Origin of the sequence: Stutzerimonas stutzeri (genome assembly GCF_000952685.1) — a bacterium.
Classification (GTDB): Bacteria; Pseudomonadota; Gammaproteobacteria; order Pseudomonadales; family Pseudomonadaceae; genus Stutzerimonas; species Stutzerimonas stutzeri_E.
The window spans coordinates 15565-32073 of sequence record NZ_JYHV01000024.1 but is presented as its reverse complement, the minus strand read 5'-3'; the positions used below and the strand labels follow the sequence as shown (position 1 = coordinate 32073).

19 protein-coding genes are annotated in these 16509 nt (G+C 60.5%); 17 read left to right on the top strand and 2 right to left on the bottom strand.

Annotation, left to right across the window (positions count from 1 at the left end):
• Positions 1 to 99: 99 nt before the first annotated feature.
• The 11 genes from UF78_RS13430 (at position 100) to UF78_RS13380 (ending at position 9731) form a co-directional block, all read left to right on the top strand.
• Positions 100 to 474: a chemotaxis response regulator CheY gene (locus UF78_RS13430; protein ID WP_172830728.1), complete on the top strand. Its 375-nt coding sequence runs from the start codon at positions 100 to 102 to the stop codon at positions 472 to 474.
• 23 nt (positions 475 to 497) lie between these two features.
• On the top strand, positions 498 to 1292 hold the full coding sequence (locus UF78_RS13425; protein ID WP_045162722.1) for a protein phosphatase CheZ: 795 nt from the start codon (positions 498 to 500) through the stop codon (positions 1290 to 1292).
• Positions 1293 to 1304: 12 nt separating this feature from the next.
• On the top strand, positions 1305 to 3488 hold the full coding sequence (locus UF78_RS13420) for a chemotaxis protein CheA (RefSeq protein WP_045162721.1): 2184 nt from the start codon (positions 1305 to 1307) through the stop codon (positions 3486 to 3488).
• A gap of 47 nt (positions 3489 to 3535) precedes the next feature.
• Positions 3536 to 4630 (top strand): protein-glutamate methylesterase/protein-glutamine glutaminase, encoded by a 1095-nt coding sequence (locus tag UF78_RS13415; RefSeq protein WP_045162720.1) that lies wholly within the window; start codon positions 3536 to 3538, stop codon positions 4628 to 4630.
• Entirely contained in the window at positions 4630 to 5370 is a 741-nt protein-coding gene (locus UF78_RS13410; RefSeq protein ID WP_045162719.1) for a flagellar motor protein, read from the top strand. The genes UF78_RS13415 and UF78_RS13410 overlap by 1 nt, the downstream gene beginning before the upstream one ends.
• 156 nt (positions 5371 to 5526) lie before the next feature.
• On the top strand, positions 5527 to 6354 hold the full coding sequence (gene motD / locus UF78_RS13405; protein ID WP_045162790.1) for a flagellar motor protein MotD: 828 nt from the start codon (positions 5527 to 5529) through the stop codon (positions 6352 to 6354).
• A gap of 89 nt (positions 6355 to 6443) precedes the next feature.
• Positions 6444 to 7232 carry a ParA family protein gene (locus tag UF78_RS13400; RefSeq protein WP_045162718.1) on the top strand — a complete coding sequence of 263 codons (789 nt, stop codon included), beginning with the start codon at positions 6444 to 6446 and terminating at the stop codon, positions 7230 to 7232.
• A gap of 85 nt (positions 7233 to 7317) precedes the next feature.
• The gene (locus UF78_RS13395) at positions 7318 to 8169 is read left to right on the top strand and encodes a CheW domain-containing protein (protein WP_045162717.1); all 852 of its coding nucleotides are present in this window, start codon (positions 7318 to 7320) and stop codon (positions 8167 to 8169) included.
• 80 nt (positions 8170 to 8249) lie between these two features.
• Entirely contained in the window at positions 8250 to 8729 is a 480-nt protein-coding gene (locus UF78_RS13390; protein WP_019340623.1) for a chemotaxis protein CheW, read from the top strand.
• Positions 8730 to 8732: 3 nt separating this feature from the next.
• Entirely contained in the window at positions 8733 to 9146 is a 414-nt protein-coding gene (locus tag UF78_RS13385) for a DUF2802 domain-containing protein (RefSeq protein WP_045162716.1), read from the top strand.
• A 144-nt stretch (positions 9147 to 9290) separates the two neighbouring features.
• Positions 9291 to 9731, top strand: a complete 441-nt coding sequence (locus UF78_RS13380) for a rhodanese-like domain-containing protein (protein WP_045162715.1) — start codon at positions 9291 to 9293, stop codon at positions 9729 to 9731.
• Here UF78_RS13380 and UF78_RS13375 read toward each other — a convergent pair.
• Together UF78_RS13375 and UF78_RS13370 are read right to left on the bottom strand one after the other, a co-directional pair.
• Positions 9712 to 10035 carry an EscU/YscU/HrcU family type III secretion system export apparatus switch protein gene (locus UF78_RS13375; RefSeq protein ID WP_045162714.1) on the bottom strand — a complete coding sequence of 108 codons (324 nt, stop codon included), beginning with the start codon at positions 10033 to 10035 and terminating at the stop codon, positions 9712 to 9714. The genes UF78_RS13380 and UF78_RS13375 overlap by 20 nt on opposite strands.
• Entirely contained in the window at positions 10032 to 11555 is a 1524-nt protein-coding gene (locus tag UF78_RS13370) for a flagellar hook-length control protein FliK (protein ID WP_045162713.1), read from the bottom strand. The genes UF78_RS13375 and UF78_RS13370 overlap by 4 nt, the downstream gene beginning before the upstream one ends.
• A 132-nt stretch (positions 11556 to 11687) precedes the next feature.
• On the opposite strand from UF78_RS13370, the gene ccmA reads away from it, so the two are divergent.
• The 6 genes from ccmA to UF78_RS13340 all read left to right on the top strand — a co-directional run bounded on the left by ccmA (position 11688) and on the right by UF78_RS13340 (position 16508).
• On the top strand, positions 11688 to 12323 hold the full coding sequence (gene ccmA, locus UF78_RS13365) for a cytochrome c biogenesis heme-transporting ATPase CcmA (protein ID WP_045162712.1): 636 nt from the start codon (positions 11688 to 11690) through the stop codon (positions 12321 to 12323).
• Positions 12320 to 12991, top strand: a complete 672-nt coding sequence (gene ccmB / locus UF78_RS13360) for a heme exporter protein CcmB (RefSeq protein ID WP_045162711.1) — start codon at positions 12320 to 12322, stop codon at positions 12989 to 12991. The genes ccmA and ccmB overlap by 4 nt, the downstream gene beginning before the upstream one ends.
• 154 nt (positions 12992 to 13145) lie before the next feature.
• The gene (locus UF78_RS13355) at positions 13146 to 13901 is read left to right on the top strand and encodes a heme ABC transporter permease (protein ID WP_045162710.1); all 756 of its coding nucleotides are present in this window, start codon (positions 13146 to 13148) and stop codon (positions 13899 to 13901) included.
• Complete coding sequence (ccmD, locus tag UF78_RS13350; RefSeq protein ID WP_045162709.1) at positions 13898 to 14074, top strand: heme exporter protein CcmD; 177 nt, start codon at positions 13898 to 13900, stop codon at positions 14072 to 14074. The genes UF78_RS13355 and ccmD overlap by 4 nt, the downstream gene beginning before the upstream one ends.
• Entirely contained in the window at positions 14071 to 14538 is a 468-nt protein-coding gene (gene ccmE, locus UF78_RS13345) for a cytochrome c maturation protein CcmE (RefSeq protein ID WP_045162708.1), read from the top strand. The genes ccmD and ccmE overlap by 4 nt, the downstream gene beginning before the upstream one ends.
• Positions 14535 to 16508: a heme lyase CcmF/NrfE family subunit gene (locus UF78_RS13340; protein ID WP_045162707.1), complete on the top strand. Its 1974-nt coding sequence runs from the start codon at positions 14535 to 14537 to the stop codon at positions 16506 to 16508. Before ccmE ends, UF78_RS13340 begins: the two co-directional genes overlap by 4 nt.
• Position 16509 lies beyond the last annotated feature (1 nt).

Sequence of the window (16509 nt, the reverse complement as noted above, 5' to 3'; positions counted from 1 at the left end):
TATTAGAGGCCGCTTACGAGCTTCATTCATGAGGCCCGCAACAGACCGTGAGCCGGTTCTGGGATTTCGGGATCTACGGAGGTGTACTTGGACAAGAACATGAAAATCCTCATCGTCGATGACTTTTCGACCATGAGACGGATCATCAAGAACCTCTTGCGCGATCTGGGCTTTACCAACACCGCTGAAGCGGACGACGGCACCACCGCGTTGCCGATGCTGAAAAGCGGCAGTTTCGACTTCCTCGTCACGGACTGGAACATGCCCGGTATGAGCGGCATCGATCTGCTGCGCGCCGTGCGCGCCGACGAGCGCCTGAAGCATCTGCCGGTGCTGATGGTCACCGCCGAGGCGAAGCGCGATCAGATCATCGAGGCCGCGCAGGCGGGCGTAAACGGTTACGTGGTCAAGCCATTCACGGCCCAAGTGCTCAAAGAGAAGATTGAAAAGATCTTCGAGCGCGTCAACGGCTGAAGCAGTAACGCCGCGAGGGCACTATGACGCAAGCAGATCAAAGCCTGGCAGAGTTCGAAGCGACTCTGAAGGCTCACGCACCTCAATTGATCGAAAGTCTGCAACAGGGCCGCTTCGACGAAGCGACGCAGATGTTCAACGAGCTCAACCAGGCCCGCAATCATGGGCTCTATCTGGAGGTTGGCAAGCTCACCCGCGAGCTGCATAACGCCATCGTCAAGCTTGAAATGGACACCTGTGCCACGGGCGGTGACCCGTCACCGATCACCGATGCCACCGATCGGCTTTCCTATGTGGTGGAGATGACCGAAAAAGCGGCCAATCGCACCATGGACCTAGTCGAAGAATCCGCTCCGCTGGTGAATTACGTCAGTTACGAAGCGCAGAGCCTGACCGCCGATTGGCAGCGCTTCATGCGCCGCGAGATGAATGCCGAGCAGTTCAGAGATCTGGTTCGGCGTATTGACCAATATCTGCAGCGCTCGATGAACGACGGCAGCCAGCTGTCGCAGAATCTCAGCGAAATCATGCTGGCCCAGGATTTTCAGGACCTGACCGGTCAGGTGATCAAGCGGGTGACGCGGCTGATCACCGAACTCGAAAGCAACCTGCTCAATCTCGTGCTGATGGCCGGACAGGTCGACCGCGTAGCGGGCATCCAGCATGACCGCGAAGCGATGCGCGCCGAGCAAGAAAAGAAAAAACACGAAAAAGAGCCTTCCAATGGTGAAGGTCCGCAGATGCATGCCGATATACGTGAGGATGTCGTATCCGGGCAGGACGATGTCGATGATCTGCTTTCGAGCCTGGGCTTTTAGGGGAAGGTGAATATGAGCTTCGACGCCGATGAAGAAATCCTCCAGGACTTCCTGGTAGAGGCCGGCGAGATTCTCGAACTATTGTCAGAGCAACTGGTGGAGCTGGAAAGCAGCCCCGATGATACAGCCTTGCTCAATGCGATTTTTCGCGGGTTCCATACGGTCAAAGGCGGTGCCGGTTTTCTCCAGCTGCATGAGCTGGTGGAATGCTGCCACATCGCGGAAAACGTCTTCGACATCCTGCGCAAGGGTGAGCGTCGCGTCGACTCGGAGTTGATGGATGTCGTGCTGCAAGCACTGGACTCCGTCAACGAAATGTTCGCCCAGGTGCGCGAACGCACCACTGTTACCCCTGCGACCCCCGAGCTGCTGGCGGCACTGGCGCGTTTGGCCGAGCCGGCTGACGCACAAGATCCGGTGGCCGAAGCGCCAGCCGAGCCCGAGCCCGAAGTCGTGACGGCGGACAATGAATTCGAGGAGTTTCTCGGCGCGCTGGATCAGTCCGCCGAAACGCCGCCTGTCGGGGCTTCTGACGAGATTACCGACGAAGAATTCGAGTCGCTGCTCGATCAACTCCACGGCAAAGGGCAGTTTGCTGCTGAGCCGGCACCTGCCCAGCCAGCTGCCGAAACGCCTGTCAGTGACGAGATCACCGACGACGAGTTCGAAGCATTGCTTGATCAGCTGCACGGCAAAGGTCAGTTCGCCGAACCGACTGCTGCTTCCGCCGCCAAGGTTGAGGCTGAGGTCAAACCTGCCGCGCCGGGTGGCGATGAAATTACCGACGACGAATTCGAAGCGCTGTTGGACCAACTCCACGGCAAAGGAAAGTTCGAGCCGGAAACGGCCGCACCTGTAGCGGCGGCGCCGACTCCCGCAGCAAAGCCCGCGCCGGCGGTCGCACCCGCAGCGAACAAAAGCGCACCTGCCAAGCCTGCAGCTGCACCGACACCCAGCAAGCCAGCGGCACCAGCAAAAGCGGAAGCGGCGTCCAAGGCCGCCCCGGGGCCCGAGAAACCCGCGAGCGAAGCCGAGACCACCGTACGGGTCGATACGGCGCGGCTCGACGAGATCATGAACATGGTCGGCGAGCTGGTACTGGTGCGAAACCGCCTGGTCCGCCTTGGCTCCAATAGCGGCGATGAGGCCATGTCCAAGGCCGTGTCCAACCTGGATGTGGTGACGGCCGACCTGCAGAGCGCGGTGATGAAAACGCGCATGCAGCCAATCAAGAAGGTGTTCGGTCGTTTCCCGCGTCTGGTTCGCGATCTGGCGCGCAGTCTCAAGAAAGAGATCAACCTGGAGCTGGTCGGCGAAGAGACCGATCTGGACAAGAACCTCGTCGAGGCCTTGGCCGACCCGCTGGTGCACTTGGTGCGCAACGCGGTCGATCACGGTATCGAGACGCCGGAGGAGCGCGAAGCCGCTGGCAAGCCGCGCACCGGCAAGGTGGTGCTTTCGGCCGAACAGGAAGGCGATCACATCCTGCTGCTGATCACCGATGACGGCAAGGGAATGGACGCCGACATCCTACGCGCCAAGGCGGTCGAAAAGGGTCTCCTGGAGAAGGATGCCGCCGATCGCCTCAGCGATCTGGAGTGCTACAACCTGATCTTTGCACCAGGCTTCTCCACCAAATCGGAGATCTCCGATGTGTCCGGCCGTGGTGTCGGCATGGATGTGGTCAAGACCAAGATTTCGCAACTCAACGGCACGGTCAACGTCTTTTCCAGCAAGGGCCAGGGCTCCCGGGTGGTCATCAAGGTGCCGCTGACGCTGGCGATCATGCCCACGCTGATGGTGATGCTGGGCAACCAGGCCTTCGCCTTCCCGCTGGTCAGCGTCAACGAGATATTCCACCTCGATCTTTCCCGCACCAACGTGGTGGACGGTCAGGAAGTGGTCATCGTGCGCGACAAGGCGCTGCCACTGTTCTATCTCAAGCGCTGGCTGGTACGTGGTGCCGAGCATGAGGAGCAGCGCGAGGGTCATGTGGTGATCCTGAACGTCGGCAACCAGAGCATCGGCTTCGTCGTCGATCAACTGGTGGGGCAGGAGGAGGTGGTGATCAAACCATTGGGCAAGATGCTGCAGGGCACGCCCGGCATGTCCGGCGCAACCATTACCGGGGACGGGCGTATCGCCTTGATCCTGGATGTTCCGAGCATGCTCAAGCGCTACGCGCGCCGGATCTGATCAGTAGCAAGCGGTTTTATACGGACCGCTGTCGCTAGGAGTGTTTTATGGCAGTCAAGGTCCTGGTGGTGGACGATTCCGGCTTCTTCCGCCGCCGTGTATCGGAGATTCTTTCGTCAGACCCCAATATCCAGGTGATTGGAACCGCTACCAACGGGCGTGAGGCAATCGATCAGGCATTGGCATTGAAGCCCGATGTCATCACCATGGATTACGAGATGCCGATGATGGACGGCATCACCGCCGTGCGGCAGATCATGCAGCGTTGTCCAACGCCCGTGCTGATGTTCTCATCGCTTACCCACGAAGGCGCCCGAGTGACGCTCGATGCGCTGGATGCCGGGGCTGTGGACTTTTTGCCGAAGAATTTTGAGGACATTTCCCGCAATCCAGCCAAGGTCAAGCAACTGCTCTGCGAGAAGATCAATACGATCTCGCGCAGCAACCGCCGCTACGGCAGTACGCCCAGCGTTACATCTTCTGCGGCACCGACTCGTAGCGTCTCCGCTCCGGCGGGGCTGACAACGGCTACGCCGCGTGCGGCGGCACCCGCGCCAGCGGCACCGGCACCCCGCCGCAAATCGTATCGGCTGGTCGCGATTGGCACTTCGACGGGGGGGCCGGTCGCGCTCCAGCGCGTGCTGACCCAGCTTCCCGCCAATTTTCCGGCTCCCATCGTATTGATTCAGCACATGCCCGCAGCTTTCACCAAGGCATTCGCCGAACGATTGGACAAACTCTGCAAGATTCGCGTCAAGGAAGCCGAGGATGGGGATCTGTTGCGCCCAGGCCTTGCGCTGTTGGCGCCCGGTGGAAAACAGATGATGGTCGACGGGCGTGGCGCGGTGCGCATCCTGCCTGGCGACGAGCGATTGCATTATCGGCCATGCGTGGACGTGACCTTCGGCTCTGCGGCCAAGGCGTTTAGCGACAAGGTGCTGGCGGTGGTGCTCACCGGTATGGGCGCTGATGGCCGCGAAGGCGCGCGGATGCTCAAGCAGAGCGGCAGCCAGGTTTGGACCCAGGATGAGGCCAGTTGTGTCATCTACGGGATGCCGATGGCGGTAGTGAAAGCCAACCTCAGCGACGCCGTCTATGACCTCGATGAGATCGGCCGCCACCTGAGTGAGGCGTGCCTCTGATGGATGTGCTCAGCCTAATCGGGCTGGTTCTTGCGTTCGTCGCCATCGTCGGGGGCAACTTCCTCGAGGGCGGTCATGTCTCGGCCTTGCTCAATGGACCAGCCGCCTTGATTGTGCTGGGCGGGACGCTGGGCGCCGTGCTGCTGCAGACGCCGATGGCGGTGTTCATGCGCGCTATGTCGGTGGTCGGCTGGATCCTTTTCCCGCCGCGGGTCGATATGGCTCACGGCATCAGCCTGGTTACCGGTTGGAGTGCCACGGCGCGCAAAGAGGGACTGCTGGGGCTCGAGCCGATCGCAGAAACCGAACCTGATCCCTACGCGCGCAAAGGCTTGCAGCTGCTGGTCGATGGTGCTGAGCCGGAAGTGATCCGCAGCATCCTGGAGGTCGATCTGTATACCCAGGAAGCCCGCGATCTGCGCGCCGCGAAGGTGTTCGAGAGCATGGGCGGTTATTCACCGACGGTGGGCATTATCGGTGCCGTGATGGGGCTGATACACGTGATGGGCAACCTCGCCGATCCCAGTCAGTTGGGCAGTGGCATTGCCGTTGCATTCGTTGCCACCATTTACGGCGTTGCTTTTGCGAACCTGCTGGTTCTGCCGATCGGCAACAAGCTCAAAAGCGTGGTGCAGAAGCAGACCGTCTACCGTGAAATGCTGCTCGAAGGCGTCCTGTCGATCGCCGAAGGGGAGAATCCTCGCTCGATCGAAATGAAGTTGCAGGGCTTCGTAGACTGAGTGACGCAAGCCGACAGCGCGCACGTTCGCCGCTGTGGATACGAGAACGAACATGGCAAATGCTCAGGTCACCATCACTATCCGTCACTGCGCTGGCGCGCCGAGCGCACGGGTCGTCGTGGCTGCGTGTCTGTCCTTGTCGGGAATCGTCTGATCATGGCTAGACGCAGAATTCACGAGGAACCGGAGAATCACGAGCGCTGGCTGGTTTCCTACGCGGATTTCATCACTTTGCTGTTCGCTTTCTTCGTGGTGATGTATTCGATCTCCTCGCTTAACGAGGGCAAGTACAAAATCCTGTCCGATTCGCTGGTAGGCGTGTTCAATCAGGCCGACCGCGCCGTCAAGCCGATTCCGGTCGGCGAAGAGCGGCCTCGTACCACCCAGCCGAACGTATCCGAAGTCGACGACCCGCAAGCGTCGCAAGAGCCTATCGATCCGCTGCAAAGCATCATGCAGAGTATGCAGACCGCTTTTGCCGATCTGATCGACTCGAATCAGCTCACCATTCGGGGCAATGAGCTTTGGGTCGAGATCGAGCTGAATTCCAGCCTGTTGTTCCCCAGCGGCGATGCGTTGCCCAACGACCATGCATTCGCCCTGCTGGAGCGAGTCGCCGGGATTCTGGCGCCCTTCGATAATCCGATCCACGTCGAAGGGTTCACCGATAACCTGCCGATCAATACGGACAAGTTCCCCACCAACTGGGAGCTTTCTGCTGCGCGCGCCGGTAGTGTGGTGCGAATGCTGGCCGCCGATGGCGTCGATGCGTCACGCCTGGCGGCGGTGGGCTATGGTGAGTTCCAACCTATCGCGGACAACTCGACCGCAGAGGGCAGGGCGCGCAATCGCCGAGTGATTCTGGTTATCTCGCGTAACCTTGATGTACGCCGCAGCGTAAGTGGTGTCGGCAGTGGCAACGCCCAGGCAGTCGGCGCGGCTTTGCACTCTGGCACACAATCTGCAACCGCTCCTGGTCATTAGGTGCCGCTCGCGGTGTCGTCAATTCTCCGTCGTCGGCCAAGCCGACACGGCCGTTCCCGGTCTGGTTCGATCCGGATGGAAAGAGAGTTATGAGAGTCTGGGCTGTAGCCAATCAAAAAGGCGGAGTGGGTAAGACCACCACCTCAATCGCACTTGCCGGATTGCTGGCCGATTCCGGCAAACGGGTCGTGGCGCTGGATCTCGACCCGCATGGCTCGATGACCAGTTATTTCGGTCACGATCCGGATAATCTTGATCGCAGCGTGTTCGATCTGTTTCAGCATCAGGGCGTCGTGCCCGAAGGGCTGCCGTGGCAATTGCTGCTCCCGACGAGCCATGAGCGGGTGTCACTGTTGCCGTCGAGCACGGTGCTGGCGACCCTGGAACGCCAGTCGCCTGGGCAGAACGGCCTCGGCCTGGTCGTTGCCAAGAGTCTTTCGCAGCTCTGGCAGGATTTCGATTACGCCATCATCGATAGCCCGCCGCTGCTCGGTGTGTTGATGGTCAATGCATTGGCGGCCAGCCAGCAATTGATCATCCCTGTGCAGACGGAGTTTTTGGCGATGAAGGGCCTGGAGCGGATGGTCAGCACGTTGAGCATGATAAATCGATCGCGCAAGCAGGCATTGCCCTACACCATTGTGCCGACCATGTTCGACCGGCGTACCCAGGCTTCGATGAACACCCTGAAAGTGCTGCGTAACGGCTACCAGGCCAATCTGTGGCAAGCGTTCATCCCGATCGACACGCGCTTGCGCGATGCCAGTCGCGCAGGCGTCACACCTTCGCAATATGACCCCAACAGTCGCGCGGTGCTCGCCTATCGGGCGCTACTCAAGACGTTATTGGCGGCACAAGCTTCGCCGCAGGTGGCCTGATGGCGACGTACGGATCAGATTGTGGTTCAAGTTCGCCGTGGCGGCGGCCGATAGCCTATCCAGTGGGTTTGCACGAGTTGGTTTCATGAGCCGTACCGTTCTTACAGAAAGCCGTTCGCAACAGACGCTGCAGTCTTATCTCGACGCGCTCTTGCAGGATGCCGTCATGGAATTGGCCGATTCGGTCAGCCTCGACGAGTTTCAGGCCGCAGTGCTCGAAGAGCAGCAGCGCGACATTCAGCGGGTGGTTCCGCTGCGGCACGTTGCGATGCCTGAACCAGCATTTGAGCCAGCGCCGGCTCCTGTGGCGGTGACTCCTGTGCCGGTAATAGTCGAGCCGGAAGCGTTGCTTGAGTTACCGCCCGAAGCACCAGCGCAGCCATCGTCGGCACCGGTCGAGCCGATTGCCAATTTCAGATTGCAGGGGCAGGCGCCAGGCGGCCCGCCGGCGGCCCGGAACAGCCAGCCGGAATGGGGAGAGGAGCCGTTCGAGTGCCTATTGTTCGATGTGGCCGGTCTGACGCTGGCGGTGCCGCTGGTCAGTCTCGGTTCGATCTATCCGCTCGACGGGCACGATCTGACTCCGCTGTTCGGTCAGCCCTCCTGGTTTCTCGGCATATTGCCGTGCCAGGCTGGCAATCTGAAAGTGCTGGATACCGCGCGTTGGGTCATGGCGGAGCGCTATCGCGATGATTTCCGCGAGGGCCTTCAGTACGTGATTTCGGTACAAGGGTATGAGTGGGGGCTGGCGGTGCATCAAGTCAGTCGTTCGATCCGCCTCGACCCGAAAGAAGTCAAATGGCGTTCGCAGCGTACCCAGCGGCCATGGCTGGCCGGGACGGTGATCGATCATATGTGCGCGCTGGTAGACGTGGCCGCACTTGCGGAGCTGATCGCCAGCGGCGCGACTCGTCAGCTCAAGGGCGTCCCGTCGTAATTGAACAACCGAGGGTGCGCGCAAGCGCCCCAGTAACCGATAGAATCGACCGCCACAGCGGTATATGAAGAGGTGGGGCTATGAAGATGACTTCCGCACAGGGTTCCGATGATCCGGTCCTGCAGTGGGTAACCTTCCGTCTGGATAACGAAACCTATGGCATCAACGTGATGCAGGTTCAGGAAGTGTTGCGCTATACCGAAATTGCGCCGGTGCCGGGCGCTCCAAGCTACGTGCTTGGCATCATCAACCTGCGTGGCAACGTGGTCACCGTGATCGATACGCGTCAGCGCTTCGGCCTGGACACCGCGCCCGTTTCCGACAACACGCGCATCGTCATCATCGAGGCGGATCGCCAGGTGGTCGGCATTCTGGTCGATAGCGTGGCCGAGGTGGTTTACCTGCGGCAGTCGGAGATCGAAACCGCCCCCAACGTCGGTAACGATGAGTCTGCGAAATTCATCCAGGGCGTGTGCAACAAGAACAACGAGCTGCTGATTCTGGTCGAGTTGGACAAGATGATGAGCGAAGAAGAATGGGCGGAACTTGAGAGCATCTGACACATGATCGCGTCGCTGGTCGCGGCGGTCGTCGCGCTTGCGCTGTGTTGCCTGGCACTGCTGGGCTGCTGCATCTGGCTGTTCCGTCGCCAGCGACAGCAGGCCGAGCTGCAAGCGCGGGAGGATGCTGCCCGGGACAAGCGCATCAAAGCGCTCGGGGCTCGTCTGGAAAACTATCTGGAAAGCAGCGTACGCATGGGCAACGACCTGCAGGAGTTGTCTCGGATCGTTATGCCACTGCCGGAAAAGCTCAGCCAACTCGAACAACGCGATCTGAATAATTTCACCTTCTCCCAGGCCGCCAAGCTGGTCGGTATGGGGGCCAGCATCGACGATCTGACGCAATCCTGTGGCCTTTCTCAATCCGAAGCCGAACTGATGCGCAAGCTGCATGAGTCGCGCCGCAATCCGGGCTAGCGTTCGTCTGTTCGCGGTTTCGTGACCTCTGTCCGGCCGTCAGGCCGTGGCAGTGAACGATATGACCATTGCTTCCTCCAATTTGGACAAGGCTTCGCCGTGTCTGGTGCGGGCCCGTGCCCGACGGCGGGCGAGGAGGATGTGATGCTGCGCATTCTGATGCTGTGTCTGCTGGTGAGTCCTACCTGGCTTTACGCGGGGGAAGCACCGATCGAAGTCGAAGGTGCAATGACCGTCAATGTCTACCAGGCCAGGCAGCTCCATGCGCTTGGGGCGGTATTCGTCGATGTGCGTCCGAGCCGTGAATGGGAGTGGGGGCATATCGAGGGCGCAGTGCATATGGAGCTCGCGCGAGAATTCTTCGGGTTGTCGCAGAACCAGTGGCCAAGAAGCGTGCCGCTGGTGGTCTATTGCGACAGTGAAGTCTGTCCAGCCAGCGCCGAGGCGGCACGGCTGGCCGTGGCGTGGGGCTACCAGCAGGTGTTCTATTTCCGTCAGGGTTACTTCGCCTGGACCTTGGCAGATTTCCCCCAGGAAAAGGGTCGGTTCGACGATGCCAGGACCCTTAACGCTCAGGCCCATTGAGGCGCAGGGTGGATGAAGAGTCCTGTCGCTCGGTAAATCCTGGTGGGTATTTGCCTTTCAGGTACCAGGCAAATGCGATGATTTCGGCGATGGTGCGATAGAGCGCTTCTGGAATGGCATCCCCCAGCTCCAGACGCGCCAGCAGTTTCACCAGCTCTGCATTTTCGTAGATCGGCACTTCGTGCTCGCGTGCTATTGCCAGTATCGCTTCGGCCAGCTCGTCGTCGCCCTTGGCGGACAGCGTTGGCGTGGTGGCGCCATCGTAGGTAAGGGCGATGGCTTGGCGCGGTGTGTTGGCGGTCATGCGGTTTCGTCCACGAAGCGTTGATCCAGTGATGTGCGAGGCCCCTGGGGCGGCGTGCCCTGTCTGCAGGCGAGCTCCCCGATATTTAGTCCGGCCGAGACCAGCCGCTGACGCAAATGATCGAGTTCTGTCGAGATCAGTTCTGCGGTACCGCTGCGTTCTGCCCATATCTGGCTAGACAGGCTGCCCTGGAGTAGTTGCGCTTGAACCTGTAGCGGGCCCAAGGGCGCTACGTCGAACGCAAGCTCGACTTTCCAGAGGATGTCCGGCTTTTCCTTGCGGTTGTGCTGGGGCTCTTCTTCGCGCTGGAATTTCACCTGCAACGGCACGATATCGCGCTGATCACGCATCGGCACCTCGATCTGCCAGGTCGTGACTTGCGTGCCGTCCGGGCTGGTCTGGGTCTGGGCGAGGCTGGACAGCTGGTGAGTCTGCAATCGCGACACGGCGGCAGCGGCGAGCTTCAGCAGCAGCTCCAGGTCGGGCTCGTCCTCGGCGTTGGGCAATAACCGGCTCGGTAACGGAAAGGTTTGCGCCATCTGGCGGGTGTTCGGTTGTCCTAAGGCACCCAACGCATTGCGGGCGAAGGCCGGTAATGCCTGTCCGAATGCGGCACCGGCCTGTGCCGCCGTCATAGGTCCGCCGCCGGGTAGTCCGGGCAGTTGGGCGATCAGGCGCAGCAGGGCCGCCTTCATGTCCGTCGGCAGGCTGCTCTCGTGGCTGCTCAACAGGCTTCCTTCGAGAAAGACACCGCTGCGCGCCAGCGCCTGGGCAACGGTTTTGGCGTCACCGAGCTGTTGCATGTCCGGGACCAGGCCGAGCAGACGTTCGGCCGCACCGCGCAACCGTTCGGGCAGTCCACTGCCGGATCCCAGTGCGCCCAGCAATCCTTCGATCGACCCCTGACGACTATGTTGCGCAGTCAATTGCTGCCCCAGCACCAACTGATCGAGGCGACCGCTCAGTGGCATGAACGCCAGCGACTGGTCGCCCTGGACTCGGGCCGTTACCAAATTGCCCGGCGCCAGCGGGATCGCCGACTCGACGTTCAGTTTCTGCCCGGCAAGCGGCGAGTTGAGCAGGCTGATCACGACCTTGAATACCGTCTTCCCGTCCTGCTGTGCCTGCTGGCTGGCCGTCACCTTGCCTTGCACCACGCTCCCTACCGGCAGTTGGGTGAGATCGATACTGCTCTGCGGCTGGCGATTACCGGGTTGCAGCGCGGCCATCAGGCGGGTGTCGGACACGGCGGTAATGAGCATGGCTGTCCCGGGTACAGCGGCCCTGGGACTGCTGGTTTCGACCGTCGCCTGTCGTCCGTTGGTCAGTGTAAGTCGCAGCGTCAGCTGAAAGCTTTGCAGCGCCTCCTTGATGCTGACGACCTCGGCGTCGGCACTTTCCCCCGCGACAAGCAACCCCTGCATCGGCTGCAACAGCTTCAGTGCCATCTCGGCCGAAGTCGTTACCGGACGAGACGGGCCGGAAGAGGGGATTGCCTGGGTACTCTTGATCTCGGTCATTTTTACTTAAATGCTCTTACAACCTTTCGCCGTTGTGGCCTTTGGTGCAGGGGCTCGGCATGTATAATTCCGGCCGCCCGGCTCGCTAACGATGTAGCGGCCGGGCTTCTTCCATCTTGAGGTAGCCCTAGCGTGTCCAGTCCCTTTCTAGAAGCTGTAGCGCTTTCCTGTGAGCGGGACTGGCGTCTTCTGTTCGAGAGGTTAGACCTGCGGATCGCCAAAGGGGAAATGTTGCAGATCGCCGGCCCCAACGGTAGTGGCAAGACCAGCCTGCTTCGGTTGCTCTCCGGTCTGATGCAGCCGACCTCAGGCAAGGTGCTGCTCAACGGGCGAGACCTCGAAAGCCAGCGCGATGAATTGGCCCGCAATCTGTTGTGGATCGGCCATGCAGCGGGTATCAAGGGGCTGCTCACTGCCGAGGAGAATCTCTCCTGGTTGTGCGCACTGCATCAGCCTGCGACGCGCGATGCGATCTGGCAAGCGCTTGATTCGGTAGGCTTGCGCGGTTTCGAAGATGTGCCCTGTCACACGCTTTCCGCAGGACAGCAGCGCCGCGTCGGCCTGGCTCGGTTGTATCTGTCGCCCCCACCCTTGTGGATTCTCGATGAGCCCTTCACCGCGCTGGACAAGCATGGCGTGGCGCAGCTCGAACGCTATCTGGCGACCCACTGCGAGCAGGGCGGCATGGTCGTACTGACGACGCATCATTCGCTCGCCGAGATGCCGGCAGGCTTCCGCGAAATAGATCTGGGGCAGCGAGCCGCATGAGTAACGTTTTTACCCTGCTGCTGGCTCGCGAAACGCGTCTGCTGTTCCGTCGACCGGCGGAACTGGCCAACCCGCTGGTTTTCTTTGCCATCGTCATCGCCCTGTTTCCGTTGGCGGTCGGCCCCGAATCGCAATTGCTGCAAACGATTTCACCTGGATTGATTTGGGTTGCTGCGCTGTTGGCGGTGCTGCTCTCGTTGGACGGACTGTTTCGCAGCGATTTCGAGGATGGTTCGCTCGAGCAGTGGGTCGTTTCGCCGCACCCGTTGGCGCTTCTGGTTCTCGCCAAGGTGCTGGCACACTGGCTGTTTTCCGGGCTGGCGCTGGTGCTGCTCGCCCCGTTACTGGGTCTCATGCTGGGAATGCCGGCCAGTGCGCTACCGGTCCTGCTGATTTCGTTGCTGCTGGGCACACCAGTGCTCAGCCTGCTAGGAGCGGTGGGGGCGGCGTTGACCGTGGGACTCAAGCGTGGCGGCCTGCTGTTGGCACTACTTATTCTCCCACTCTATATCCCCGTGCTGATCCTCGGCAGCGGGGCACTGCAGGCAGCGTTGCAGGGGCTACCTGCGCTCGGACACCTATTATGGCTTTCCAGTCTGACTGCTCTGGCAGTTACCCTGACACCCTTTGCAATAGCGGCCGGCCTGAAAATCAGCGTTGGCGAATGACGGACTGCATCATGGATCTATCCGATAGCGGAGCGCGAGTCACCGATACGAGACGAGTGGTTTCGATAACGATGAGTTTACTGATCGCGGGCAAGAGGCGGCTGCCCTTTTTCAAGGCAGTATCGCCCTGTGTGGTGGATGTGAGGCGGGTTCTATGAACTGGACGTGGTTCCACAAACTGGGTTCGCCCAAATGGTTTTACGAGATCAGCAGCCGCTGGATGCCCTGGCTGGGCTGGGCCGCGTTGCTGCTGATCGGTGTCGGCGTCGTCTGGGGCCTGGCCTTTGCGCCGCAGGATTACCAACAAGGCAACAGCTTTCGCATCATCTATATCCACGTGCCCGCCGCTTTCCTGGCGCAATCTATCTACGTAATGCTCGCCGTCGCCGGCATTGTCGGCCTGGTCTGGAAGATGAAGCTCGCCGACGTCGCCCTGCAGCAGGCCGCGCCGATCGGCGCCTGGATGACCTTTATCGCGCTTCTCACCGGTGCGGTGTGGGGCAAGCCGACCTGGGGCGCCTGGTGGGTATGGGACGCCCGGCTTACTTCGATGCTCATCCTTCTGTTCCTGTACTTCGGCATCATTGCGCTGGGGCAGGCGATCAGCAATCGTGACAGCGCAGCCAAGGCCTGCGCGGTGCTCGCCATCGTCGGGGTGGTCAACATTCCGATCATCAAATATTCGGTGGAATGGTGGAACACGCTCCATCAGCCGGCGACCTTCACCGTTACCGAGAAGCCGGCCATGCCGGCCGAGATGTGGCTGCCACTGCTGGTTATGGTGCTGGGCTTCTATTGCTTCTTCGCCGTGGTGCTACTGATGCGCATGCGTCTGGAAGTGCTGCGCCGCGAGTCGCGAAGCAGCTGGGTAAAAGCCGAGGTGAAAGCGTTGGCGGGTAAAGCTTTATGAATTTTTCCTCGTTTTCCGACTTCATCGCCATGGGCAACCATGGCCTGTATGTCTGGACTTCTTATGGCATCAGCCTGGCGGTCCTGATTCTCAACGTGGCGTTGCCGGTAATGGCGCGTCGGCGTTATTTGCAAGACGAGGCGCGTCGTTTGCGCCGGGAGGAAATGAAGTGAATCCTGTGCGCAAGAAGCGTCTGTACATCGTACTGGCCATTCTGGCTGGCGTCGGTATCGCGGTGGCGCTGGCATTGTCTGCTCTGCAAGAGAACATCAACCTCTTCTATACGCCGACGCAGATCGCCGCGGGCGAAGCGCCGGAAGGCACGCGGATCCGTGCGGGCGGAATGGTCGAAGAGGGGTCGGTACAACGCAGCAACGATTCGCTGACGGTGACCTTTCGTGTCACTGACTACGCTCAGTCAGTGACCATTCAATACCAAGGGATTCTTCCTGACCTGTTTCGTGAGGGGCAAGGAATCGTCGCCTTGGGGCGCATGAATGCCGACGGCATGCTGGTCGCTGACGAGGTGTTGGCCAAGCATGACGAAAATTACATGCCGCCAGAAGTCACGGCAGCACTTGAGAAAAGCGGCAAGAGCAAGCCTTACGCGGGTGGCGAGCAGGAGTACGCGAAATGATTCCCGAACTCGGTCACCTGGCAATGATCCTGGCGCTGTGCCTGGCCTTGGTACAAGGCACGCTTCCATTGATCGGTGCCTGGCGGGGTGATCAGCAATGGATGGGGCTGGCGCAACCGGCCGCGTGGGGACAGTTCTCGTTCCTGGCGTTCTCTTTCGCTTGCCTCACTTACGCTTTCATGGTGGATGATTTCTCCGTGGCCTATGTTGCGCAGAACTCCAACAGCGCCTTGCCCTGGTACTACAAATTCAGCGCGGTGTGGGGGGCACACGAGGGGTCGCTGCTGTTATGGGCCTTCATCCTGGCGGGCTGGACCTTCGCGGTATCGATCTTCTCGCGCCAGTTGCCGGAAGACATGCTGGCTCGGGTACTGGGCGTCATGGGGCTCATCAGCATCGGCTTCCTGCTGTTCCTGATTGTTACGTCAAACCCCTTCGAACGGCTGCTACCGCAGGCACCGATGGACGGACGGGACCTCAATCCGTTGCTTCAGGATTTCGGTCTGGTGGTTCATCCGCCGATGCTCTACATGGGCTATGTCGGTTTCTCGGTAGCCTTTGCGTTTGCCATTGCCGCACTGCTTGGAGGTCGCCTGGATGCCGCCTGGGCACGCTGGTCGCGCCCCTGGACGCTGATCGCCTGGGCCTTCCTGGGCATCGGTATCGCCCTCGGCTCCTGGTGGGCCTATTACGAACTGGGCTGGGGCGGTTGGTGGTTCTGGGATCCAGTGGAGAATGCGTCCTTCATGCCTTGGCTGGTGGGCACGGCGTTGATTCATTCGCTGGCGGTGACGGAGAAGCGTGGTGTCTTCAAGAGCTGGACGGTTCTGTTGGCCATCGCAGCCTTCTCGCTCAGTCTGCTGGGTACTTTCCTGGTTCGCTCCGGCGTGCTGACTTCAGTGCATGCGTTTGCGACCGATCCAGCGCGTGGTGTTTTCATTCTGGCGTTCCTGCTGATTGTGATCGGTGGTTCGCTGACGCTGTTCGCCCTGCGCGCGCCGGTGGTAAAGAGCCAGATCGGTTTCGGCCTGTGGTCGCGGGAAACGCTGCTATTGGTCAATAACCTGTTGCTGGTCGTCGCCACCTCGATGATTTTGCTGGGTACCTTGTATCCACTGCTGCTCGATGCGCTGTCGAATACCAAGCTTTCGGTCGGTCCCCCTTATTTCAATGCGATGTTCCTGCCGCTCATCGGCGCGTTGATGCTCGCGCTCGCCGTAGGTGTGCTGGTGCGTTGGAAGGACACGCCGGTGAGATGGCTGGTCGGCATGCTGATCCCGGTGCTGATCACCAGCGCCGTCCTCGGTGGGCTGGGCTCGATGCTATTCGGCGATTTCCACTGGGCCGTACTGGCAGTATGTCTGCTGGCTGCCTGGGTGGTAGCCGCCGGGGTGCGCGACATACTCGACAAGACCCGTCATAAAGGCCTGTTGAAGGGGATCAGAAGCCTGGCGCCGAGCTACTGGGGTATGCAGTTGGCGCATTTCGGTCTGGTGGTCTGTGCGCTGGGAGTGGTGCTGACGAGCCAGCAGAGCGACGAGCGAGATTTGCGTCTGGCTCCCGGAGAGTCGCTGCAGTTGGGTGGTTACAGCTTCGTTTTCGATGGTGCCGAACATTTCGAAGGTCCCAACTTCACCTCCGATAAGGGCACCATTCGCGTCTTCGAGGGCGACAAGCAGGTGGCGACGCTGCATCCGGAGAAACGTCTCTACACCGTGCAGCAGATGCCGATGACCGAGGCGGGCATCGATGCAGGCTTCACTCGCGATCTCTATGTGGCTCTCGGCGAGCCCCTGGATAACGGCGCCTGGGCGGTGAGGGTGCATATCAAGCCGTTCGTTCGCTGGATCTGGATGGGCGCATTGCTGATGTCGCTGGGGGGCGTGCTGTCGGTCAGCGACAAGCGCTACCGGGTGAAGGTCAGGACCCGCGTCCGCGACGCGCTCGGCTTGGCCCGGCAAGGAGCCTAAT